This is a genomic window from Cyclobacterium sp. SOCE241, from assembly GCF_056867545.1.
Genome location: NZ_CP149779.1, coordinates 2796533 through 2820143, shown reverse-complemented (window position 1 = coordinate 2820143; position 23611 = coordinate 2796533). Strand labels below are relative to the sequence as shown.

The 23611-nt window shown below is 36.9% G+C and carries 22 protein-coding genes; 14 read left to right on the top strand and 8 right to left on the bottom strand.

Translation table 11 applies throughout. The annotated features are described in order from the left end of the window. Entirely contained in the window at window positions 1-675 is a 675-nt protein-coding gene (locus WG932_RS14055; protein WP_483088367.1) for a spheroidene monooxygenase, read from the bottom strand. A 359-nt stretch (window positions 676-1034) separates the two neighbouring features. On the opposite strand from WG932_RS14055, the gene WG932_RS14050 reads away from it, so the two are divergent. The 3 genes from WG932_RS14050 to WG932_RS14040 all read left to right on the top strand — a co-directional run bounded on the left by WG932_RS14050 (window position 1035) and on the right by WG932_RS14040 (window position 5773). Next, entirely contained in the window at window positions 1035-2180 is a 1146-nt protein-coding gene (locus tag WG932_RS14050; RefSeq protein WP_483088366.1) for an MFS transporter, read from the top strand. Between the two features lie 132 nt (window positions 2181-2312). Continuing rightward, window positions 2313-3005 carry a phosphoadenylyl-sulfate reductase gene (locus tag WG932_RS14045; RefSeq protein ID WP_014018749.1) on the top strand — a complete coding sequence of 231 codons (693 nt, stop codon included), beginning with the start codon at window positions 2313-2315 and terminating at the stop codon, window positions 3003-3005. A gap of 218 nt (window positions 3006-3223) precedes the next feature. Then, window positions 3224-5773: a DUF7133 domain-containing protein gene (locus tag WG932_RS14040; protein WP_483088365.1), complete on the top strand. Its 2550-nt coding sequence runs from the start codon at window positions 3224-3226 to the stop codon at window positions 5771-5773. Between the two features lie 115 nt (window positions 5774-5888). On the opposite strand, the gene WG932_RS14035 is transcribed toward WG932_RS14040, so the two are convergent. Next, a complete protein-coding gene (locus WG932_RS14035; protein WP_483088364.1) occupies window positions 5889-6968 on the bottom strand; it encodes an AI-2E family transporter in 1080 nt (359 codons plus the stop codon). A gap of 560 nt (window positions 6969-7528) precedes the next feature. Here WG932_RS14035 and WG932_RS14030 point away from each other — a divergent pair. The 4 genes from WG932_RS14030 to WG932_RS14015 all read left to right on the top strand — a co-directional run bounded on the left by WG932_RS14030 (window position 7529) and on the right by WG932_RS14015 (window position 10485). Then, on the top strand, window positions 7529-7753 hold the full coding sequence (locus WG932_RS14030) for a hypothetical protein (protein WP_483088363.1): 225 nt from the start codon (window positions 7529-7531) through the stop codon (window positions 7751-7753). Beyond that, window positions 7750-8472, top strand: coding sequence for an MBOAT family O-acyltransferase (locus tag WG932_RS14025; protein ID WP_483088362.1), 723 nt, complete (start codon window positions 7750-7752; stop codon window positions 8470-8472). Before WG932_RS14030 ends, WG932_RS14025 begins: the two co-directional genes overlap by 4 nt. 191 nt (window positions 8473-8663) lie before the next feature. Next, on the top strand, window positions 8664-9596 hold the full coding sequence (locus tag WG932_RS14020) for a hypothetical protein (protein ID WP_483088361.1): 933 nt from the start codon (window positions 8664-8666) through the stop codon (window positions 9594-9596). 160 nt (window positions 9597-9756) lie between these two features. Then, complete coding sequence (locus WG932_RS14015) at window positions 9757-10485, top strand: DUF4197 domain-containing protein (RefSeq protein ID WP_149392684.1); 729 nt, start codon at window positions 9757-9759, stop codon at window positions 10483-10485. A 172-nt stretch (window positions 10486-10657) separates the two neighbouring features. On the opposite strand, the gene WG932_RS14010 is transcribed toward WG932_RS14015, so the two are convergent. After that, on the bottom strand, window positions 10658-10969 hold the full coding sequence (locus tag WG932_RS14010; protein WP_483088360.1) for a hypothetical protein: 312 nt from the start codon (window positions 10967-10969) through the stop codon (window positions 10658-10660). Window positions 10970-11710: 741 nt separating this feature from the next. Here WG932_RS14010 and WG932_RS14005 point away from each other — a divergent pair. Continuing rightward, entirely contained in the window at window positions 11711-11812 is a 102-nt protein-coding gene (locus tag WG932_RS14005) for an N-6 DNA methylase (RefSeq protein ID WP_483088359.1), read from the top strand. Window positions 11813-12017: 205 nt separating this feature from the next. On the opposite strand, the gene WG932_RS14000 is transcribed toward WG932_RS14005, so the two are convergent. Next, window positions 12018-12329 (bottom strand): hypothetical protein, encoded by a 312-nt coding sequence (locus tag WG932_RS14000; protein WP_483088358.1) that lies wholly within the window; start codon window positions 12327-12329, stop codon window positions 12018-12020. Window positions 12330-12457: 128 nt separating this feature from the next. Between WG932_RS14000 and WG932_RS13995 the strand changes: the two genes are divergently transcribed. From WG932_RS13995 to WG932_RS13970, 6 genes are all read left to right on the top strand, one after another. Beyond that, window positions 12458-12691 carry a hypothetical protein gene (locus WG932_RS13995; protein ID WP_483088357.1) on the top strand — a complete coding sequence of 78 codons (234 nt, stop codon included), beginning with the start codon at window positions 12458-12460 and terminating at the stop codon, window positions 12689-12691. Then, a complete protein-coding gene (locus tag WG932_RS13990; protein WP_483088356.1) occupies window positions 12681-13274 on the top strand; it encodes a response regulator transcription factor in 594 nt (197 codons plus the stop codon). Before WG932_RS13995 ends, WG932_RS13990 begins: the two co-directional genes overlap by 11 nt. 52 nt (window positions 13275-13326) lie before the next feature. After that, entirely contained in the window at window positions 13327-13608 is a 282-nt protein-coding gene (locus WG932_RS13985) for a hypothetical protein (protein ID WP_483088355.1), read from the top strand. Beyond that, window positions 13586-13807 carry a hypothetical protein gene (locus WG932_RS13980; protein ID WP_483088354.1) on the top strand — a complete coding sequence of 74 codons (222 nt, stop codon included), beginning with the start codon at window positions 13586-13588 and terminating at the stop codon, window positions 13805-13807. Before WG932_RS13985 ends, WG932_RS13980 begins: the two co-directional genes overlap by 23 nt. A gap of 359 nt (window positions 13808-14166) precedes the next feature. After that, window positions 14167-17082 (top strand): hypothetical protein, encoded by a 2916-nt coding sequence (locus WG932_RS13975; RefSeq protein WP_483088353.1) that lies wholly within the window; start codon window positions 14167-14169, stop codon window positions 17080-17082. A gap of 292 nt (window positions 17083-17374) precedes the next feature. After that, a complete protein-coding gene (locus WG932_RS13970; protein ID WP_483088352.1) occupies window positions 17375-17512 on the top strand; it encodes a hypothetical protein in 138 nt (45 codons plus the stop codon). A gap of 1277 nt (window positions 17513-18789) precedes the next feature. Here the strand turns inward: WG932_RS13970 and WG932_RS13965 are convergent. The 4 genes from WG932_RS13965 to WG932_RS13950 all read right to left on the bottom strand — a co-directional run bounded on the left by WG932_RS13965 (window position 18790) and on the right by WG932_RS13950 (window position 23430). Next, a complete protein-coding gene (locus WG932_RS13965) occupies window positions 18790-19689 on the bottom strand; it encodes a hypothetical protein (protein WP_483088351.1) in 900 nt (299 codons plus the stop codon). A gap of 77 nt (window positions 19690-19766) precedes the next feature. Next, window positions 19767-20498, bottom strand: a complete 732-nt coding sequence (locus WG932_RS13960; protein ID WP_483088350.1) for a hypothetical protein — start codon at window positions 20496-20498, stop codon at window positions 19767-19769. Between the two features lie 347 nt (window positions 20499-20845). Continuing rightward, window positions 20846-21148, bottom strand: coding sequence for a hypothetical protein (locus WG932_RS13955; protein WP_483088349.1), 303 nt, complete (start codon window positions 21146-21148; stop codon window positions 20846-20848). A gap of 152 nt (window positions 21149-21300) precedes the next feature. Next, on the bottom strand, window positions 21301-23430 hold the full coding sequence (locus WG932_RS13950; protein ID WP_483088348.1) for an AAA family ATPase: 2130 nt from the start codon (window positions 23428-23430) through the stop codon (window positions 21301-21303). Window positions 23431-23611: the final 181 nt, after the last annotated feature.

Here is a 23611-nt window from a genome sequence, read left to right as displayed (position 1 = left end):
CTAATCTGGGGTTTCGTTGATATCGATGGGGATAAACCTAGCAAAAAGTTCCTCCTTGTACCAATTTTCTTTTTTTACTCTTTTGATTACCTCTTTATGTGCAAGGCCATAGGCATAGTCTTCCATTTGTTCTTGACTCTTCCAATAACTGAAAGTTGCTTGTTCGATAATGGGCCATTCTCCTATCCCTTTAGTAAAAATTAATCCATTTGCTTTTTCTACGGATTTGCTAGTATTTGGGACGTATTTTAGAAATCGTAAAACTTTGTGAAGTTTTACTCGGGCTCTGGTGATTACCATAATCGGACCCTTGGCTTTTTCTTGGCTGGGATTAAAAGGCTTTTCACCATACCAAGTTCCATGGCTTTGAATACACCGCATCCAGTAGGTGAAATTGTTTATACATTGTTGGTTGAACCTAAGATATACATCAGATAAATTAAAATTTTTGGCAGCCTCAATGTCCTCCCATACCATAAGTAAAGCGTAGGTAGAAAAGTCCGGTTTGAGAGAAAAACCAAAACCTCCTCCGGTACCCATTAGTTTAAAGAATTTCTTCCCTGGTACTCTCTCCAATGGGGATATGGCCAACTGCATTTGATTAAATGCCCACCAACGATTTCTTTTGGGGTATTGGAAAAAGGTAATGGAAACAACTTCCTTGTTTTTATTCATGCCCAAAAAGATTGGTTATTTCATTGGTTAATCTCTATTAACAATTATAAGTATGTTGTAATGAATAGCAATAGCCATCAATCGAAAACTTTTTGATAATTATTCTTATTAACAATATGGCAAGTGCGATTGTGGTTCCTGCAATTACGAATTCCATATTAAATATGTCTTTTTATTTGGGAATAGACAACAATTGAAAGTCGTGGGAATAATCTCAGCAATTCAATAGAATGTCATTTAGTTTTACCATTAACTCTGAAGTAGCCATTTTAGTTTGTAGAATTGTTCACAAAAAGTTAAAAATGACTTTTGTTATTACTAGGCTTTCTGTCTTACCTTTGTGAATTATTTAAAATCCAATGGTACAATTAAAAACAAGAAGAATTTCAGCCGGTGCTTTCTTTTTCCTTACGGGATTGTGTTTTTCATCATGGGCTTCTAGAATACCTGATTTTCAACAGAAATTTGGGTTAAGTGAAGGACAGTTAGGATCAGTTTTGCTGGGTCTTCCTCTAGGCTCATTACTCGCTTTGCCTCTAGCGACTTGGGCTGTAATTAAATTTGGGAGTAAATCGGTGATAATGGTTGGCCTTTCCCTATACATATTTGTATTGGTAGGTATTGGGATTTCTATGGATGCCTTCTTTCTAACCATTATGGTTTTCATCTTTGGTATGTTAGGTAATATGATGAATATTTCTTTAAATACACAAGCATTAAATTTAGAGAAAGATTATGGGAGAAATATATTAGGTTCTTTACATGGCTTGTGGAGCTTGGCCGGCTTTGCCGGAGCAGGAGTTGGTGGGCTTATGGTTTATTTGTCCTTATCACCTTTTCAACATTATACAATTATATTTTTGTTTGGGATTATAGTGGTTTTTTCTTTTAAGAAAGGCTTTGTTCAGGAGGAAAAAGACAATTCAAGTTCCGTAAAAGGGATGGTGTGGAAGAAACCTGATCCAGCGTTACTAAAATTAGGAATGATTGGTTTTTGTGGGATGATGTGCGAAGGGTGTATGTTTGACTGGTCAGGTGTGTACATGAACAAAGTGGTGCAAGCACCGGCTTATTTGGTGCCTACAGGATATATTTCCTATATGGGGGCCATGGCATTAGGTAGGTTTGCTGCAGATAAATTGGCGCATCGATTTGGCATGATGAATGTCTTGCAAGGGTCAGGTGTTTTAATATTTACGGGGCTGATTTTGTCAATTGCATTTGCACAGGTTGGAGTGGTTATTTTAGGGTTCTTGATGGTTGGTTTAGGTACGGCAGCCATTGTTCCACTGTGTTTTAGCCTTGCGGCAAATGCTACTTCTTTGCCTACCGGTATGGCCATTGCTATGGTTTCTACCATTTCTTTTTTTGGTTTCTTATTAGGGCCTCCATTAATTGGTTTTATTGCTGAATGGACAGATTTGAAAATGTCTTTCGCCTTGATGTCATTCGTTGGTTTGATGGTAACCTTTCTTGTTTGGATAAGTAAAAAAGTTTTGCTTTAAAGATTGCCTCCTAGTGCATTTTGGTATAAAAAAGTAAGGTTATTGTTTTTTAGATATTAATCACTATTTTTACGAAAATTTAATACCATACCAAATTGGTAGGTTTTGTAGAATAATAAAAAAACACCTGGCATGCAGGAATCCGCTATATCAAAAAAAGTTTATTCAAAGGAAGAGATTAAAGCCCTTAATGAAAAATACAGGGATTTAACAGTAGAAGAACGCGTAAAGCAATTGTATAAGGATTTTGCTCCCGGAGAAGTGATGCTGACAAGTTCCTTTGCGGCTACTTCCGCTTTGTTGTTAAGTGTATTTTCAAAAAGCAATTCAGCGCAAAAAATTTATTTTATTGATACAGGCTATCATTTTCCTGAAACTTTAGAGTATCGGGAAAAATTAACCGAACTATATGGATTGAATGTGGAATCTGTGAGTGCCGGAAAAGAAGATCATGCCTTTACCAGTAAAAACCAAACATGGAAGACTGACCCTGAATTGTGTTGCTCCATTAATAAAGTGAAGCCGCTCGAGTTAATCAAGCAAAGGTTTTCTGTTTGGGTTTCAGGCCTAATGAGTTGGCAAAGTGACCACAGGGCTACCCTGGATATCTTTGAAGAGCGAGGAGGGATTCTTAAATTTTACCCTTTATTGGATGTAACCGAGGAGGAGAGAGATGAGTACATCAATAAACATAAACTACCTTTCCATCCCTTGATAGCCTTTGGCTACCATTCTATAGGGTGTAAGCACTGTACAGTTCCTGGAGAGGATAGAAGTGGAAGATGGAACAATAGTCCAAAGACAGAGTGTGGTCTGCACCTTTAACGCTGCCATGCGGTTCTAGCGGAATTAAGACTTTAAATGTATTTTTAACACAAAGCCCATTCATTCTATTGGATGGGTTTTGCTTTTTATATAATTTTACTTTTTATACAAAATCTAACCCAATGAAAAAAACCTGTTCTTAATACCATTACTTCTTACTTTTTAGCCTGCAAGCCAGAAAAAAAGTTGAGACTATTGAGTCCCAAACATCTCCATCGTTGAACTCTCTGAGTCAATCATTAGAATGGCCGGAGGATTTAGCAGTCCAAGCATTTTCAGGACCGGAATTAACCCCAAGTCCAGCTTGTCTTGCAGTTTCTCCTTATGGAGAGGTTTATGTGGGGGTAGACGCCATAGGTTCTCTAGGGAAAACCCCTGGTAAAGGAAGGATAGTAAAATTAATAGATCATGACAACGATGGGAAAGCAGATTCTCATACCATTTTTGCAGAGGTGGATAATCCAAGAGGGATTATTTCTTTGGGGGATAAACTATATGTTTTACATACAGTGTTTTCTGAAGCAGACAGTTTGGCCACCGGTATGGATCTCGTTGTTTTTGAAGACAAGGATGGAGACGGTGTAGCAGATGGCCCTTCTCAGCCTTTAATTCAACATATTAGCTCACCTAAATTTCTTCAAAGCAGAGGAACAGATCATGCAACTAATGGGATTCGTTTAGGTATAGATGGATGGATATATATTGCAGTAGGGGATTTTGGATTCCATGGAGCCGTAGATAGAGAAGGAACAGAATTGACAATGCTCGGAGGAGGGATTCTCAGGGTACGTCCGGATGGTACCGAAATGGAAGTATATACCCATGGGTTAAGAAATATCTATGATGTAGCCATTGATCCCTACATGAATATGTTTACACGTGGCAATACCAATGATGGTGGAGGCTGGAACATACGTTTTATTCATCAAATCCAGTCCGGTGAATATGGCTATCCGGTCTTGTTTAAAAATTTCACTGAAGAGATTATTCCTGCATTAATAGATGTAGGAGGTGGTTCAGGAACAGGTGCTTTGTATTTGCAGGACGAGCGCTGGCCGGCTCATTACGACAATAATCCTTTGATGGCGGATTGGGGTAGGAGCCAAGTGTTTATTCACAAAGTGACTGAAGAGGGTCCATCATATACTCAAGAACAAATACCGTTTTTTAAATTACCCCAAGTTACTGACCTGGACATAGATGGTTCCGGAAGAATGTTTATGGCAGCGTGGGATGGAGCCGGATACTCGGGAAATGAAAGCAAGGGATATGTAGTAAGGATAGTTCCAAAAGTTTTGGAATACAGTGAAATGCCTGACCTTTCTTCAGCTGACATTGATGACTTAGTGGATTTGTTATTGGAAAATAGCGCCACCATTAGAATTTATGCTCAGCAAGAGTTGATCCAAAGAGGAAGTCAAGATGCAGCTTCTGAAGTCTGGGGTTTAGTTACTGATGCTGAAGCACCGGATTATTCCAGAGTAGCAGCCATGTATGCTTATAGCCAGATTTTGGGTAAAGAGGCGGTTCCACAATTATTAAAACTTATGGGAGACCCTGCCATTAAGGAATATGTGATCCGAGCAATTACTGACCGTAAAGCATTTTTAAGCAGTTTGTCAGTAAATCCTTTTGTGGAGGCTTTGGATGATCCTTCAGTGAGGGTAAAAGCCGCGGCACTTATTGCATTGGGAAGGATAGGAGACAAAGCTGCCATTCCTCATTTATTAAGCATTGAGGTGCCTGATTCATTTCGCGCACCATCTTTTGGAGAAGAAGGACCACATGCCACACCAAACTCAGAAATTATTTTACCACATTTAGCGGTGAGAGCTTTGGTAGCTTTAGAGGCAGATAAAGAGAGTTTGAATGCAGTCGGAAAAGAGAATTCTAAAATAGGCTTATGGGCTTTGCGCTACATGCACTCAAAAGCTGCAGTGGAAGGTTTGATTGCTAAGTATAATGGATCCGGAACCGAAGATTTAGAATTAAAGCAAGGTATACTCACCACCCTGGCGAGACTTTACACCAAAGAAGCACCTTATGATGGTTCTTGGTGGTGGGGCACAAGGCCTGATACACATGGTCCCTATTATAAATCCGTTTTATGGGCCGGTTCGGCACAAATCAAAGAGTTGTTTGAAAATATTTGGGACAATGGAACCATCGGCGAGAGAGATTTAATTGCAATGCTTAATGAAAAAAACCGGATGGGGATTACAGCATTTGGAGGAGATTTTTCAGTCACGGAAACTATTGAGGAGCCTGAAGTAAATTTGGAAAAAATTAAAAACCAGAAAGGTCAGGTGGGAGAATCATCAATAGAGGACATTCTTTTGGCCATGCAGGAGGTGAAAGGTGACCCTTTGAAAGGGAAAGCTATTTTCCAAAAACAAGGTTGCAAAGCCTGTCATAGTATTTCAGCCGATGAAGCAATGAAAGGGCCTTTTATGGGCCAAATTGGTAGCATCATGAGTAGAGAGCAAATAGCTGAATCTATTTTAAAGCCTAATGCTTCTATATCTCAAGGTTTTGCAACTGTAATGGTGGATACCAAAGATGATAAATCCTATGTTGGATTTGTTACAGCTGAAAGTGCCGAGAGGATTGTTATCCGAAATATTGCCGGACAAGCCTTTACCATTTTGACAGAAAACATTAAAGATCGAAAGGAACTGGAAAATTCTATGATGCCGGAAGGTTTAGCCAACGCATTGTCATATGAGGAATTTGCGTCGTTGATTACTTACCTCTCTGAGCAAAAATAAACAGCCATAGACATATGGCTGGTAAAAATAACTCAATCAAAAAACCTATCGGAATTTGATTGAGTTATTTTTTCTTTAGATTTAAATTTTATTGGTGTTAAAACATTTCCTTCACCTATTTAAACCAAGAACTGGAATTCTTTTCTTTTTCATTGAACTGGTCATCCCCAAGTAACATGCCAAAGGGTTTAAGTGGTTCGTAATGATCACAAACCACTTTTAGCATGGCAGCAAAAGGCAAAAATAATATCATCCCTGCCACGCCCCATACTGTTGCCCCAACTATTAAACTTAGAATGGCTGCAAGGGCGTTAATATTAACACTGTTCCCTACCACTTTAGGGCTTAGAAAATTACTTTCGATAACCTGAATAAGCCAAAACATTAAGCCTACTGCCAATGGCACCCAAAGTTCATCCTTAGACATAAAAGCATAGAGTACAGGAATACTTGCACCCAATGTGGTTCCCACGTAAGGTATAATGGAGAGAGAGGCTGCTAAGAAACCAAAAAGGAAGGGGTTGTCAAGACCGATGATCCATAATCCAATGCTATTGGCAAAGCCAAGAATAAGGATTAAGGTAAGCATTCCTGATAGGTATTTTTGGCCTACAAGCTGGATCTTTTTGAGCATTTGAAGGTACTCGGGCTCCTTGTCCTCGGGTGCAAATTGTGTAAATGCAGATACCAATCCTTCTTTATAAATTAAAAATAAAAAACAGTAAATAATCGTAGTGAAAAGGCCTGTAAAAAAACTGGTGGTACTGCTGAAGGTTGTGCCTATAAGATCTGTTGCTCCACTTTTGGCCCAAGATTTAGCATCTGATAATATTTTTTCTTTCTCTAGATTGCCTAAAAAACTTACGTTTTCATTAAGGTAAACGATGGAATCTGTAAACAGGGTCATCAACTTATCTCTGAAATTGCTTAATTCATCTGATAATGAGATTATTTCTGCGGAAAAGAATGTGAATACTCCTATTATGATTAAGAAAAAGGTTATCAGCACCAAAAATGCGGCTAAAATGATTGGAACACCTTTTCGCATCAAAAAATTATGCAGTGGATGCAGGATAAATGACAGCAATAAGGCAAAGCATAAAGATATCAGCACACTCTTTGCCATGACCATGGCAAACAATAGGAGAAATACGAAAGCAAGTGCGTAAAATGACTTTTGAAAGGAGAGTTGCATATGTATCTTTATTACAATTTTAAATTAAATAGTTAATACTTTTAATAAAATAGAATTTTAAATTGAAGAAGAATATTTTTTGGCACTATGTTTTCTGAAATCGACACATTTCCCTAAATTTACTTTTAGACACAATGTTAACATGGGTTTTAGTAAATGTTTAAATAATATTTGAAATGAATAATTGTTAAAGATTTTTTAATTTTTAAATGAATTAATTAACCTTTTCGATATCAAATTCTTTTCATTTCACGTCGCCCAATTGCCTACATAAGTGTACGTCAATATTAGATTTTTTAGCTGAACTTTAAACATAATGTTATTTAATTCTTTTGAATTTCTACTAGGGTTTCTACCTGTAACCCTATTTGTTTTTTATTTTTCGGGCCAAAGCTAAAATCTCCTTTCACAGGTCTATGGCTCCTTGTCTGCTCTTTATTTTTCTATGGTTGGTGGAATCCCGCTTATTTGGCATTGATTCTATTTTCCATAGGGTTCAATTATTTTATATCTAAAAGGATTTATCCCGGGAAGAAAAAACACTTGCATTTGGTATAACTGTGAATTTACTAGGTATTGTGTTTTTTAAATACACCGATTTCCTCATTTATAACCTCAACTTTATTCCCGATCTCTCTTTTGGCTACCTAAACCTTGTACTTCCCTTAGGGATCTCCTTTTATACTTTTCAGCAAATAGCCTATTTGGTGGACAGCTATAAAGGAACGCAAAAGGAAAAAGTTTATTTTCCTATGGCTTATTTGTCTCATTTTTTCCCCAATTGATAGCAGGGCCAATAGTGCACCATTCTGAAATGATGGGGCAGTTCAGGGAACCCAACCTTACTAAACCTAATTACGACAACCTTTCAAGAGGTTTGTTTATTTTCATGATGGGGTTGGCAAAGAAGATTGTAATAGCAGATAGTTTTGCTATTATAGCTAACAAAGGATATGCCAATATCAATTCCTTGGGTTCAGTGGAAGCTTGGGCCTCTTCTTTGGCTTATTCCTTACAATTATATTTTGATTTTAGTGGTTACTCAGCCATGGCCATTGGTTTAGGACTTTTATTTAATATTCGACTTCCCCAAAATTTTAATTCACCCTATAAATCATTGAGCATAAAGGAGTTTTGGAGGAATTGGCACATGACCTTAAGCCGGTTTTTAAGGGATTATGTTTATATCCCATTGGGAGGGAATAAAAATGGGAACTTCAGGACAAGCATCAACCTAGTGGTAACCTTTTTGCTTGGAGGGATCTGGCATGGTGCCGGATGGACTTTTATATTTTGGGGGTTTTTGCATGGAATAGCACTAGTGATTCACCGAGAGTGGACCAAGTTAGGATTGAATCTTCCTAAAGTTTTGGCCCTTTTGCTCACCTTTATGTTTGTGAACATTACCTGGGTGTTTTTAGGGCGGAATCTTGGAGTGGCTCACTTGAAATGTTACAACGGATGTTTTTTAAGGTACCGGGTGAGGAGGGTTTTTACCTCGTAAGTAATTTTTACGACCTACCTGTCTGGATAGCCGGAGTGGTACTGCTCTTTATGCCCAATGCAATAGAATTAGGTAGGAGACTGAAACCTACGTTCACTTATTTAATATTAAATATCCTGTTGTTTTTGCTCAATGTCATTTACCTTAACTCCATTGTTAAGAATGACTTTTTGTATTTTGACTTTTAATCAATGGAAAAACAATTCAAGAAATACCTTCAGGTTTTAATTCTTTGTTTTGCAGCAGCTATGTTGGGCTTCGGGCTTATCAATGTGTTTTTAGATGTATTTGGCTTGTTTGGTTTTAAGAACAAAGATCAGGTTCGAGTTTATGGTGAAGAGAGATTTTCAAAGTATTTGATGACTTTTGAGTTTGTGCCCCAAAATTTTGAAGGCATGATTTTGGGTCCTTCACTTTCGGCCAACCTAAACCCGGATCATATTCAGAACAAAAATTATTTCAATCTTAGCCTTATGGGGGCTAGAATCAACAATGTTTTGTCCTTGGCCACCAATGTGATCGAAAACAATGGAAACATCAAGGAAGCTATTGTGTGTATCCATCCTTATGTCACCTCAGATACAGGCACAGACACGTCAGACTTTATGAATCCTGATACCTATTGGAAAGCCTTTGGTTCAGTAAACTTATTAAGGGTGTATGGATTGGGTATTATCAGGAATTTTAACCTTTGGCCAAACAAATATCCTAAAAACCAGTATAACACCAATGGGAGCAATTCTTTTGAACCACTTTTTAAAGTGGAGAATGTGTCCAATAGAATTTTGGAAGAAGTGAACAATGTGAAGGTTAATGAGTTTGATATTGGTGAGGATCAAAGAAAGGATTTTGAGGAGCTATTGACCCTATTGCAAACCAATAACATACGTACTTTCGTTTATTATCACCCGGTGCCTTACCCTATTTTCGATGCCTATAAGGAGGAAATAGATCAATATTGGAAAGATATTCTTTCAATGGCCAAAAATAATCAAGGGAGCCAGTTGAGTTTTTATAATTTCAATAATCCTGAATTTTACGATTTCTCTCAAGATGTGTCCAATTACATAGATCACGGGCATTTAAGTAAAAAAGGACAAGGGATTCTGATTCAAAAATATTGACTCAGTGGGAGCATCGAAATCATTAAATTCTCAGTATTCAAGGCAATACTCGCTATAAAAAACAGCCTTAACCAAAATTAACCTTTTCCCCAAATACCCACCTTCTAAATTTGAAGGATTGTCAATATATTTGAAAAATATTTAATTAAAATAAATAAAAATGAGGTTTTTATCTAAAACATTCTTTGCACTACTAGTATTTTCAATGGTGGGCTGTACAGCAGCAGAAGTGAATAAATTTCTTGCAGCAGCCAGCGAATCGTCGCTCACAGAAAGTGAGGTAGGAAATGGACTTAAAGAAGCATTGATCAAAGGGGTGACTGAAGGAGCTGATTTGGCATCTTCTACAGATGGGTTTTTAAAAAATGATTTAATAAAAATAGCATTGCCTGAAGATGTTCAAAGAGTGGAGTCCACCCTGAGGAAGATAGGGCTTGGTTCACAAGTAGATCAGGTAATAACCACCATCAACCGCGGAGCAGAAAATGCCGCCCAAGAGGCAAAACCAATATTTATCGCCGCCATTAAGAAAATGACCATAACAGATGCTTGGAATATCTTGAAGGGAGAGGATGATGCTGCCACCCAGTATTTGCAAAGGACCACTACAGAGGAACTAACCACTTTGTTTCAACCTCATGTGCAAGAATCCCTTGATCAGGTAGGCGCAACCCGTTATTATGGAGACTTGGTCAATAAATACAATTCCTTTCCAACTACCTCACGCAAGTTAGATCCGGATTTAAATGCTTATGTGACTCAAATGGCTATTCAAGGATTATTTAAGCTGGTAGCCCAAGAAGAGAAAGCCATTCGAGAAAACCCGGCAGAAAGGACTAGTGCATTATTGAAAAGGGTGTTTTCTGCGCAAGATAGCTCCGCAGAGTAATTTTAGGAATTTAGAAATTGGGATGCTAAGTGCCGCAAAGGCAAAGGATTTTGCTAGGGTATTTGTTCACTCCTTGCTGTTGAATCTATCATCCAAAAGCTTTAACCGGGTCAGGGTTTTGTCACCATATTCATGAATTTTCGATGTAAAAGTAATTTTACCCCAGTTATTTTCAATTTTCTTGACTATCGAAGCATACTGTCTCCCCTTCCCAGGCAATTTGAAGCTCACCGCTACTGCTGTCAAATGACCAATTGCCTCTCAGTCGGGAATCGGGTTTACCATTGATGAGGGCATATACGGTACCTTCCGGTTTAAATTGGAAGTCAATATTGCTCCCATACCTGCTTTGCCAGAAAAATTCCGGGGCGGTTAATTCGGATTCAAAATTAACCAGTTCCTCAGAAGATACCCCGATAGGGCCATTGCAGCTCCATATTGTTAATAATAATAAAAGAAGTGAAAATTGAATTATTGGCTTCATGCTTCATTTTCATTTAATTGATGAGGAATCCGTTCCTCATGCAATATTGAAAGAAAATCACAAAACTTCGGTTTTTCCGGAGGTAAAAATTATTAGGGTTATTTTCAGGTAATTGAAAACCTATATAAGCATGATGTTTTTTTGGTAGGTTAATAAACCGAAAATTTTGGTAAGGAGGATAGTTCTGAGCTGTGAAAGATCTAACCATTTTCAATGAAATTGGAATATAGAATATTTCTCTGTTTCTTTGTATTAACAGTACAGACCACGCTACCCGTTGAACAGCGTCCCAGGGTGTGTCTTTTGCTTTTATGGGGTAAGGGATTTTTAAATTATAATAAGTTTTTTAGTAAAGCCCTATTCCCCGTAGTCTAACTACCCGTCCGGAAAGTACTAAGTAGTTACTTTTATTATGAAATGGGGCTAAAATTAGGTCTCAGGGTTGTTATAAATGATGGAGACTTTTATCATTTTAATATTGAAATCCTAACAGAGAGCAAGACTTTATTGAAATTATGACTTTCCATCATATTCACCTTAATCCAGTTGACATTCCTAATTTTAATTTCAACTTATTAAAATATTCTTTAGTTTTAGGTGGTTGAAGGTTTTGGCTGGGCTAATGCTATTGCATTTTGCTATCTTCACCACTTTCAATTCGATTTTGTAAATTTAATATTTTTCATTGGGCTTGATTTTCACCGTGTAAATCATGGATGAAATAGACCCTAAAATTACCAAATGATTACCGGAGATTTAAAATCACAAGTAGACAAAATATGGAACTCCTTCCGGACAGGAGGAGTAGCCAACCCTCTGACTGTTATCGAACAGTTGACATAAAATTCCTTTCCTCTAAAAAAATTTGCCAAAAAACGCAAAAACCCCTTCAGATTTGCATCTAAAGGGGTTTCGTGTACCCAGGGCCGGTACATTTTTTGTTTTGTAAGCCTTTTATTTTCATTGTGATATATTTTTTGTGTGAAAAAAAGGAATTAATCTTCTTTCATTTTGTCCATTAAAAGCTTGTTGTGGGTTTCTAATAGCTCTATGTATTTTTTTGCCACAGCTCCTTTTCTGCTATGCATTGAGCCAGATCTGAATATTTATAATTGTTTTTTTCTTCAGAAGAGAATCCATACTCTGTTAACATCTCCGGAAATTCTTGGGTAAAGTCATGTCCGATTGCCCTCCCATATTTGTGAATTATGCTATAACTGAGATCATCTTTTATGAAATGCCTATATGCACTTGATTGATGATATCCGGCCTTTTTTGCAATAGAAAGAATGCTTACAGCATGCTCCCTGGCATACTCATCTAGTCTTTTTCTTACAATTTCTCCTCGGTGAACTTTCATGATTTCAAAGTTCTTTAAAAAATAATTCCTATTTCGAGACGATTTTAATTGCATAGTATTCTTAAATGACGCATATTTGACGCATAGTTAATGCATAATAAGAATTAACGCAATACCAAAATATAAGTATGCTGACCCAACAAGAACTTAAAGACCTGAAAAATTCACTGCCTTATGGGTATTTTTCAAAGGTGGAAAAAAGGGTAAATGTGTCAAAAAGGACTGTTTCTAACTTTTTTTCTGAAAAAAATCACAGATACAATACTGAGGTACATAAGGCAGCTCTAGATGTAATTGAAGAAAGCAAAGAATTGATTAATCGTCTTAAAATGAGACAAAATAAGATTGTAAATGCGAAATAAACCCATCAAAACCCAAATGATCAACTTCAGCAGTGGCAAATTACCTGCAGGTATAGCAGATAAGAACGTTGAATTTTTCGCAAAAGACGAAAAAATATTCGCATTGATAGATGGTAATATCGCACCTCCAAATGAATGGCCAGACTGGCTATATGAAGGAGTTTTTAGCGACATGGAGAAACATCCGGAGGCAGTCGAAGCACTTGTGAAAGCTGGCTTCATCACGGATGCTGAAATGGTCTCGCAATATATTAAGTGCCGGTATTCCGCTTTGGACAATGATCCTGATATGGTAGAAGGAAAGCTCCAGGATAGTGAATACATAGATTGCAATCTTAGAGGAACCTGTCCTTATGAAGGAAGGATTTGTTCACTACTCAAAGCTAAGTATGGAACCTTAACTCCTCGCGAAATAGAAGTGCTGAAATTAATACCTGAAGGCCTTTTGGATAAAGAAATAGCTACAAAAATGGGTATTTCTGTTCTCACGGTTGGGGTATTTATGAAGAATATTAGAGAAAAAACAGGCTATAAAAACAAGGCTGAACTGGTCAGATTTGCCTTTGAAAAAAACCTTATATGACATTGCCGGATGTTCTATCCACGTTTGATCGACAATCAACTTTCCCGGGGCCATGCCGGCATTGGTCCCGGGATTAACTCAAAACACCATGGACAACTCAAGAATTGAAAAATTATTAATCGACCATGAATTTGCAATGAAAAAGAAAAATTTCTGGCAAGAAAAAGCTCATGGATTAGGTGGTATCCTCAGGCCAATGAATAACCTGAGTGCTCATAACTGGATACGAGTAGAAGTTAAGCTTCGGATGAATATTTATCAGGTAGCCGATGAAATCATAAGCAACAACAAACTCTATAACGACCTGGACAATGGATCAAAAAAGACAGCTTGAGGATTATTTGTCTTTGCTAGAATTTGCAAGGCAAGAGTTAAAGTTAGACCAAAAGAAGTTGGTCGAAACTAGAGATGTTTTAGGTCCTGATGAGTTAGATCGCCTGGAAAAGGATATAGAAACCTTGAAAATGGGGATTGATAGGTATCAAAAGAACATCAAAACATTAAAATTAATAATCAATGATAGTGACTGTTAATAAAAAACTAAGACATGAAAACGTTCCATGCACTTCAGCCTATTTTGAAACAAACATCAAAACCCAGCCCCTTAGAGTTGTTTGCCAAAACGACGATTACTACCGGGTCCGAGACTCAAGAGGTGAAGAGTGGGGCTTCTTCGAAAGTCAGCTCGACCTCCAAGAAGCGACGCAAACAAAAGACATACAAGAGACGGTATTATCTGGCAAGCAGGCTGAAGGATAAATTTCATGTAGACTTGAAATCTCTTACCATTAATACACCTTACAGTTCAGTTGAAGATATCCCCAGTCCTGAAAGATACTATGTCCGACAGGCTCTTAAATCAGGCTTCCAACATCAATTATCGATTTTTTAAATGTTTATAAACCAAGCAGACATATTTGAAGCGACCGATGGTGGTCTCAATATTATCCTTTATTATTTTCCACAAGCTCAAAATTGTGTAGGAGTTAAGGGAAAGAAATTTAAAGTTCGTGAAAGTGAGAAAACGGCCAGTGCCACACTAAAGCAGCTGGAGGATGGCAATTGGGTGGTAACGGATTTTGGGGGAGATCAAAAACCAAAAAATGGTATTCATGTCTGCATGGAAGAAGAAGGGCTTGATTTTAAAGAAGCTCTCGAAGTACTGGCCGAAAGGTATAATGTTTCAGGAGAAACCGCCTTTGAAATTTTAAAACCAGAAATTACAAGTAGGGATGCAAGGGCAGAGGAGAATGACGGAGAATGGTATTTTGAAGTAAGGAATGAGTTTACAGATTTTGAGATAAGAACTGTTCTGGCAGAGAAGGTCATCCCTGTGATGAGAGATAAGGAAGGGAAAGTAATCCGGGACAGTTCTGGAATTGCAGCAATAAATACCGATAAGGTTTATAAAATTTTTCGTAGGTATCATTTTTACTCCCTTATTTCTTACTCCATAGTGAAAAACCGGAAGGTGATCACGATTGAGGCCACAGATAATTACCCAATTTTCATGTGGGATGAAGGGGATTTCAAGAAAATTTATCAACCGCTCAGTCCTGATAAAAGTCGTAGGTTTATGTACTACGGCAAACGCAAAAGTGACTTTTTACATGGACTATCTGTTTGCAACGCTGCCTATGAGGAAATTCAAGAGGATGACAATTTTGAAGAGCAGGAAGAAGGGAGTAAGCCTAGAAAGAAAAAAATGCTACCTGAAATCATATACTGCAGTGGTGGTTCTGATGCTTTGAACTTGGCCATGATCAGTTATCAGGTAGTCTGGCCAAATTCCGAAACTGCAAAGCTTACTGATAAACTTTTTAAAAAGCTGCAGGCCATTGCTGAAAAAGTAATGAACATGCCTGATATAGATTTTACAGGCAAAAGAGAAGCTCATAGGCTGGCCATGGAGCACCTGGACCTGCACACAATTACACTGCCCGAAAAATTAAAAGAATTTCCCGACAAAAGGGGTAATCCTTCCAAGGATGTAAGGGATTACCTGAAGCGCTTCAGTGCCTACGATTTTAAGCAATTGGTACGCACTGCTATACCTTATAGGTTCTGGGATGAAGTTTATTGGGTAGACAAAGCAGGTAATTGGAAATCTAAGTTCCAGGAAAAAAACACCAGGCTTTATAATTTCCTTACCAAAAATGGATTCTATAGGCTTGAAAATAAGAATGAAAAGCAAGGGTATATTTTCATTCAGATCAAGGATAATATAGTCCGTGAAATTGAGGTGAATGAAGTAAAAACGTATGTAAATAAGTTTCTTGAGGAACGGCATTTAGATGAAGGATTAAGGGATGTTTTCTACAGAAGCAGTCAACTTAAAGAAGCCTCCATGTCCAATTTACCAATGACAGAAGTGGACTTTACTGATTTTGACCGGGAGTCTCAATTTTTCTTTTTTGGCAACAAGACAGTGGAAGTCAATAAAGATCATGTGAAGGTTCATAAGCTTGGAGAAGTGCAAAAATATGTCTGGCATGATGAGGTAATAGACCATCGATTTAAAGTACAAGATCCACATTTTAAAGTTTCCCAAACTAAAGATGGCCGCTGGGACATAGAGGTATTGAAGAAAGACAACACCTTTTTTAATTTTTTGATCAATACTAGTCGAACTCACTGGAGAAAAGAACTAGAAGAAAGACTTGCCGGTAAATCGGCTGAGGAGATTAAAAAATACAAGCAGGAAAATTTGTTCAATATCGCAGGACCTAATTTGAATCATGACGAAATAATGGAACAGAAGCACCATTTGGTTAATAAAATGTATGTGCTAGGCTATCTATTACACAGGTATAAAGATCCTTCCCGTCCCTGGGCTATTTGGACTATGGATCATCGGATATCTGATGAGGGAGAATCTCATGGAGGATCGGGTAAATCTATAGCCATGGGATCTGTGTCACGCTTTATGAAGTCGGTGACGTTACGTGGCCGGGATCCTAAAATGACAGAAAATCCACACATGTATGACCGGGTCACTATTCATACAGATTATATCTTGGTGGATGATGCCAACCAGTATTTGAAGTTTGATGTGTTTTTCTCTGACATTACCGGAAATATGATCGTCAACCCCAAGAATAACAAGTCCTATGAGATTCCTTATGAAGAGTCACCAAAGTTTGCTTTCAGCTCAAATTTTCCCTTAAGGAACATAGATAGTTCTGTGCTCCGTAGGGTGTTGTACTGTGTGTTTTCGGATTATTACCATCAAAATAAGGATGGTTATTTCAATGAAAGCAGGAATCCCAGGGAGGAGTTTGGAAAGAATATCCTAGGGCCGGACTATACAGAAAAGGAATGGAATGACTTTTACAATTTTATGATTCAATGCTGTCAGCTGTACATGCAACATGGCAAAATAGATCCACCTATGGAGAATGTGGAGAAAAGGAATCTACTAAGTGAAATGGGACCGGCCTTTCATGAATGGGCTGACACCTATTTTACCGATCGACTGAATGATTTTGTGGTTAAGAAATATGCCTTTGAGGATTATACCAAAACCACTGCAAGTAAATGGACCTCACAGAAATTTACCAAAGCGCTAAAAGCTTGGGCCAGATTCTATGGCTACGAGCTGGACCCCGAGGAATTCAAAAACTCATCCGGAAGAATAATTCGGAAAGAACAGATTAATGGTGTGGCCACCTCTGTGGAAATGATATATGTCAGCAGTTCAGGAAATAGTCCGGACGCGAATCATAGGGCTGTCAATCAGGTAGTGATGCCACCTTCTCCGAATGAGGGTTTGGCACCAGGAGATGAAGAAGATTTAGCTACTTTTTAAGATGGAAATAACTTTAAAACTAAAACCGGTGAAATCGATAAAGGAGTTTGTCGACAAACAAACCAAAACTAGGAAAATGGGGCTGGTGTACTTCCAGCTCTTGGAGGGTGAGTCTGCTGTAATTACGCGAGTCATATCAGATCAGACAGACAGACTCTGGCTGATCAGGATGATAAAGCAGCGGAAAATTTATTTGCAAACTTCTCAGAATATAGCCGAAAGCTTCTAATCACCTGTGCATTTCAAACCAGAAAAACAATAAAATATCCGTAACCCTGTAACCCATAAAGAAATGAAAAAAGAAGATAAAGAGCTTACCAGGAATGAAAGAAGAATCTTGGGCCTAGCCATTGTTACAAGCTTTGCGATCATTCAGGCTGTTTTAATGGTGGTTATTGTTCTTATTGCAGTTTTTCGATTTTCTGAATGAGTTTAAATGCTTTTGAAGAAAGCTTGATTCCTTATAACTGAAATTCAAACAGTCTTGAATTGAAGTCCTCCAAGATGAAAATCCGGTTGAATCCACATTTTATTTCAAGATTTTTATCAAATTTTTGGAGAATTTCGTATGAGCTTTTTGTGCGCTACCTATAACAATTAATAACCATTGTTGATTCAGACCTGTGTTTTTGATGTATTTTAGACGTTTACTTTCTTTTTTAAGTATTGCAGTTATCAAATGTTCAGGTTTTAAGGATTTCTTAGACCCTCCAGATGGAAGGCTATTAAACGTTAAATTTGAATCTTCTTGGCAAGTGATTCTATGTACTAAGTCGTTTCTCTCAAATTTGCCATGGATTAAGTGTTTTTCAACGATGGTTACTATAGAGTCTGCGTAAAATATCTTATTTTTTTATTGAGTTTTTTTAGTATTCATCCTGATGTTTACTAAATACTTTAATGTAGGAAATTGCTCTTTAAATTTATTTTCAGCAATTTTAACAATATCTTCAAAGCTTCCTTCAATTTTCTTTTGCGAGTGATCTAGAAGAATTTCGTGTTCCAATCCAATATAATTATTGGTTGTAGATTTAATTATAAAATCAGGCTGTTCACCTACTGAATCGATCCGAAAATTAGCATTAAATAACATTAAGAATTTACCAACATGACAAATCTCTAAAGTTTTTTTGGAGTATTTGGATCTAACTCATCTAGCTCTTTTAAAAAACTACTTATTAAATTGTCAAGGTTTTTTGCCTCATTAGGAGACGCTTGTCTTTTTACAATCTGTAGCATAACTCTTAGGTTTTAATCCGCATAGTTAATATCTTCTAAAGAAGTGTTTAACTTATTAGAGTTTGTCTAAAAATTAACAAATTTCACTTTGTCAATCTCCTTCATCAGTCTATCCTTTTCCATTAGAGTCACAATGATTTTTTGATAGTGTAGGATGTCTTTTAACCCTAGATCACAACCTTTTCGGTCTTATGCCTATTAAATTGTGACTTGAATAATTACACTGTCACGCCTGAGAAGAAATAGATATGAATTCTTGCTTTCCTATAACCTCAAAACGCAACCCATAATCCGATGAACCGCCGTATACGAGACCCGTACGTCCGGTGGTGTGTGAAGCGATCCCTGTCAGAGGAATCTGGCGGAGCCGTCTACACGATTAGTGGTTTTTAATTATATCGTCTTTGAGCACTCTTAAGTCCGCGACTCATTTGTTCTTTAACTGTCATTTTTACGCTTTCAAGATGCTTAAAAATCAGAATTACTAAGCATACTCAAAGTATAATTTTCAATATCGAATAGGTAATCTAAAAAGATGTTTATTCTATCAATCCGTAATTCTAGCCTTCTGGGAATATCATTTTCCTGCTCAATTTGCTGTGACAATTCTACTAATTCGGCCCAAATCTTTGAATCAAAAATGGCTGTGTCGTGAAGTATTGATTCTAAATAGACAAATCTTTTTGAAAGAAAGACTACATAATAACCTCCAGAAGCAGTTATATAAATAATGGAATTTCGGTGTATTTTAGATGAGTCCTTGCTATTAATCAAACCTGCTCTATTTAATTCAGCAAGTGACTGAATTATAGCATTTTCAGAGGCTCCCTGACTTGAGAATTTTTCAATTAATTCTACACTCTCAACTTCTACAGTTTTTTCGTCCAAAGCTTTTAAGTGCAGATACTTAAGAAGGAATAATCTAAGGAGCAATAGATTTCTCGATCCAAATCTTGCGTCATAAATATTAATAGCCTCTGATCGTTCTTCTTTGAAATGTTTCCATTGTCCAAGCATTGCACCTTTGAAAAGCTCGTGATATGGAAACTTGAAGCTTGCATCTCCATTTATGTAGTTCTTAATTCCTTTGTCTGCTTGAATGTGTCCCGAAGTAAGGAAATTTCTAACTAAAGTTATGCCTTTTCTAATGTTTCTATCACTTAGTGATTCCAAGAATTTTCCGTTTTGTGGATTTAGAATACTGCTTTGTACTATATCGAAAAATATACCTAAATCAGGAATGTTGAGAACAGCCGAATTTGGCAATTGTAGTTTCGCTCTTTTGTTTGTTAAAATGTGTCTAGAATATGATAAACGTTTAGACAATACATCTTTAAATGGGGGTGGATCTAGCCATAGTTTTTTCAATTCAAAAGCGTTAAAAATTGAGTCGTTTCTATGTTTTACAAAGGTTGTATCCCTTATTGAGACAAGGATATTGCACCCTATTTTTTTGAAATGGCTACCGCCTCTGAAAACACTGAGGTTTCTAATTCATCATCTTCATATAAATCCACGTTATCTAAGACAATTACACAAAGGTTTTTTGTACCTATATATTTAAATACCTTTTCGACGTACGGTTCTCTATCGGTAAAATCTTTATGAATTAGATCGCCTATTTTTTCATTAAATTTAGACTTGTCAGTAAAGATCTTTGCGTAGGGTCCTCTTGCCAGTGCATTGATTTCAGTCTCATATGCTGGCTCAATTACTGATTTATAATCAGTTGGATTATCAGGGTGTTCATCTAAGAGATATGAATTTAACTTATCGTACAAGAATTTTCGAGGATTACCCTCTTTTCCCATTTCCTCAAAATCAATATAGACCCAATGGGATTTTTCTTTGGAGATGAGGTTTTTTCCTTTTATCAACTCAAAGTGCTTTAAATAGGTGGTTTTACCAGCACCTACTGGGCCTATCACCAATGTAACTGGGCTTGATTTAAAACTTTTTGATTGTTTAATTACCTCTTCTATTCCTCCAGAATCTTTTCCTTTTTTAATGCGCTTGGCAGGTTGGACTGTAATAGGTTTAGAATCAGCTAAGTGCATATTCAAAATTGTATCAAACTTAGTTCGACCTTCTGTCGTGACGAAGCATCTTTCGAGCTTTTCAGAATCTTTTAATAAGGTTTCAGAATATAACGCATTATCCAGTGCAGGTGCAATCAAATCTGCAATATTGTTTCTATCAATTCTAGCGTCTGCATCCTGAACAGTCTCAAGTATTCTGTTTTCATGAGCAAATGGCTTTTCTGAGGTGAGTTCTAAAAGACTATCATTTTCAACATTATGACAAGCAAAATAATCAAATAGTAATTCTGCATCTTTTGCATCATCAAATGGAAATAAAATAGAAGCATAGATTTCATTTCTATCTTGATTACTGACTGGGTAAAAACACCAAAAACTACCATTAGTGGCAACAACAATATCAGCATTTTTATTAATAGCATATTCCTCAGCTTGTATTAGTGCATCTGCTATTTCACCAGTTCCGAGTACAGGCCCAGTTAGTTTTAGTTTTTGGACTTTGTAGGAGAAGGGAAGGACACACCCACTTTTTTCGCTTCGATAATTATTGTATAGTCAGCTGAAATAAGTTTATAATCAATAAAGCCCGTCTTTTCTCCCTTACTAAATTCTTCAACACTAATCTGTCCGTGGTTCCACTGGAGAATTTCTCTTATTATTCGATCAATTACATCAAATCTTGTCTGTGCTTCAGACTCATTTGCAAGCTTCCTATTAAAAGCAGTCTTTTGAATTTCAATGTATTTTTCAGATACTTCTCCCCAGTCCTTATATGATATGTTTTCCATAGTTGAGATATTGCCCCTAACGGCCAAGTATAAGCGTAGTGCGGAATTAGAAGCACTTTACTTTCAGTTTACCGATTTGTTTGTTTTTGGTCAATCCGTTTAAATTTAGAGCTTTCGCCCGCATTACGCTTATACAATGTTGGGCACAGTTTTTATTCTTTAGTTAAAGTCTTAAATAGTTCAACCCACTTTTTATAAGTGTCTTCAGGAATTGATTTCATAATGTTGTCGAATCTATTTAGAGCAATTCTTGCTATTTCAACTTTCCAACCTTCTTCAAGTTCAATTGAATTGTTTGTAGCCCACTCCTCTATTTGGTCAACTATGGGCTCGTCCTTCTTGTAAACATCTTCAAAGTATTGGTCAGACCTGTAACGTCTATCAATAATTGATATTAAGGAATCTGCATGCAGTAGGTCTTCTATTTCCCACTCTTTATCTCCTAGGAAATCTCCAACACCAAGAACTTTATCTTTTTCATCACGGTATCTTCCTTTCTTTAGCTGTTTTTGATAATCCTTTCCAACATTATCAGAATCTAACAAAACATATGGAAGGGACTCATCTCTTGAAGAAACGAGCTTAGTTACTGGTCCCATTCCTCGAACACCACCGGTTGGTATGAAAACAATCTCTTTAGAGTTTTTTAAGTCACCCTTACCAATTAAATGTCTCTTGATTAAATTAAGATAGATTTGGTCACTTGGTCCTTCTACTAAAATTGGAAGGCAGCCAAGAAGTAAAGTATCCGAGACTGTCAGTCCTAAAGCCGCATGAACTGGGAATATGGATTTTTCAGCATCAGCTTCATTGTATCTTAAATTTGATGATACCAATGTTCTTCCTGTCTTGGTGTCTACGTAAACTGCCTTAACATTTGCAAGGTTTTCCATGTCAACCAAGAAAGGTGAATGTGAAGTGTATAGTAATTGATTCTCCTCTGAAAGCTTACGAAAGAACTTCGCTAAATCATATTGAGCAATTGGGTGCAGTGACAAGCCTGGTTCGTCTAAAAGCAAAACCGTGTTTGAGTGGCCTTCTTTGGTTTCAACAAGAAAAACTAGAAAGAAGCTAAAAAACCACTGAAGACCTCTACTTCTACCTTCAAGTTCGATTTGTTCAGGTCGAAGAGAATCAGAGACATTAATTCTGAAGTGTCTTCCGTCCGCTTCAAAATCAAAGATATAATCTCCTTGAAGCCACCATTTCTTAAAGTCCTGAGTTAATTGTGTTGCAGCTGACCGCAAAAGAATTCCTCTTTCTCGTTTTTTGTCAGCCCATTCTTGGATTTCCTCTTCCGAAATTTCCTGTTCTTCAGTGCTTACTACTTGGTTATTATTGTTGACTTTTTTGATTATAGTCTTACTTTCATTACCAAGTTCATAAATTTCAGTTGGTGAGAGTTTAACGAACTTAAACAATACGTCAAGTGTACGAGCTTTTGCTCTTGCAGATTCTGATAAATCTTTTCTTTCAAAATCTTCTATTACTCTTGGTAGGTAAATTTCACTATCAAGATTTCCATAATCTGAATAGTAAACAAACTTTGGAATTAATTTAAGCACTTTCTGTCTAATCTCCGTAGTTGTTTTAACAGGTTCTCCATCAAATGCTTCAATCATCTTTTGAAGTTGATTTAACAGATGGCTATGGAATATTTCGGGTAAATTCTTCTTTTTGCCAAAGTTAGCATGTATGAAATCTTCTATTGACTTCTTGAATTGAGTCGTTTCTTCCTTCTTGAATATTTCCTTCGGAAATTTGGCTTTTTCTTCATTTAAGAAAGATTTGACGCTGTTTTGAAGCTCTGTAGCCTCTTTGGTGAATGCCTCTGATTCAAATAGAGTATCTTCAAAGTCATCAACTAGAATTTTAAGTCTATCTACAGGGTAGAAATCTACTTTTGAATACGGAAATGAAATGTAATACTTTCTATCATAATTTCTTCTTACAAAAGCTACTGATACCTGTTCTTTATCACACTTCAGTTCATTTGAAATTTCATCTTGAATATCTTCACTTAACTGAAAATCAGCTGCAATAAATACATCTTCTGAATGGTTGTCTGCTTTGTACTTACTATACAGATGTCGAGGAAAATCATCTAATGGAACGATAGGCTCATCGTTTGCTGGATTCAATTTCCAAAGAGCAATCAATAGGTTAGTCTTTCCTGCCTCGTTGGTGCCTATTAAACAAGAATTATCTGATACTTCAATCCAATCACTTTCTTCGATTGAGCGAAAGTTGTAAACTTTAAATCTATTAAGTTTCGTTTTCATTAGTGGTTCTTTTTTAATTCTGACTAACGAGCAAATAAAGTGATTAACTAATATCGTTGAATAAAGTGCACTAGATTTCCCCATTCCCCTCCCAGTCGCACTGATTATCGCTGGTCCTGGACGGCTCATAGTCGGTTACAATTTAGTTTAGCCTTTACGACATCTTTAATCTTTACATCCT

Coding starts and splice junctions, on each gene's coding strand:
- WG932_RS13985 (WP_483088355.1), top strand. CDS start 13,327: ATGCCGGCATTGGTCCCGGGATTAACTCAAAACACCATGGACAACTCA.
- WG932_RS14035 (WP_483088364.1), bottom strand. CDS start 6,968: ATGCAACTCTCCTTTCAAAAGTCATTTTACGCACTTGCTTTCGTATTT.
- WG932_RS14005 (WP_483088359.1), top strand. CDS start 11,711: ATGATTACCGGAGATTTAAAATCACAAGTAGACAAAATATGGAACTCC.
- WG932_RS13955 (WP_483088349.1), bottom strand. CDS start 21,148: ATGGAAAACATATCATATAAGGACTGGGGAGAAGTATCTGAAAAATAC.
- WG932_RS14010 (WP_483088360.1), bottom strand. CDS start 10,969: ATGAAGCCAATAATTCAATTTTCACTTCTTTTATTATTATTAACAATA.
- WG932_RS14055 (WP_483088367.1), bottom strand. CDS start 675: ATGAATAAAAACAAGGAAGTTGTTTCCATTACCTTTTTCCAATACCCC.
- WG932_RS14000 (WP_483088358.1), bottom strand. CDS start 12,329: ATGAAAGTTCACCGAGGAGAAATTGTAAGAAAAAGACTAGATGAGTAT.
- WG932_RS14045 (WP_014018749.1), top strand. CDS start 2,313: ATGCAGGAATCCGCTATATCAAAAAAAGTTTATTCAAAGGAAGAGATT.
- WG932_RS14020 (WP_483088361.1), top strand. CDS start 8,664: ATGGAAAAACAATTCAAGAAATACCTTCAGGTTTTAATTCTTTGTTTT.
- WG932_RS13975 (WP_483088353.1), top strand. CDS start 14,167: ATGTTTATAAACCAAGCAGACATATTTGAAGCGACCGATGGTGGTCTC.
- WG932_RS13980 (WP_483088354.1), top strand. CDS start 13,586: ATGGATCAAAAAAGACAGCTTGAGGATTATTTGTCTTTGCTAGAATTT.
- WG932_RS13995 (WP_483088357.1), top strand. CDS start 12,458: ATGCTGACCCAACAAGAACTTAAAGACCTGAAAAATTCACTGCCTTAT.
- WG932_RS14050 (WP_483088366.1), top strand. CDS start 1,035: ATGGTACAATTAAAAACAAGAAGAATTTCAGCCGGTGCTTTCTTTTTC.
- WG932_RS13990 (WP_483088356.1), top strand. CDS start 12,681: ATGCGAAATAAACCCATCAAAACCCAAATGATCAACTTCAGCAGTGGC.
- WG932_RS13970 (WP_483088352.1), top strand. CDS start 17,375: ATGAAAAAAGAAGATAAAGAGCTTACCAGGAATGAAAGAAGAATCTTG.
- WG932_RS13950 (WP_483088348.1), bottom strand. CDS start 23,430: ATGAAAACGAAACTTAATAGATTTAAAGTTTACAACTTTCGCTCAATC.
- WG932_RS14015 (WP_149392684.1), top strand. CDS start 9,757: ATGAGGTTTTTATCTAAAACATTCTTTGCACTACTAGTATTTTCAATG.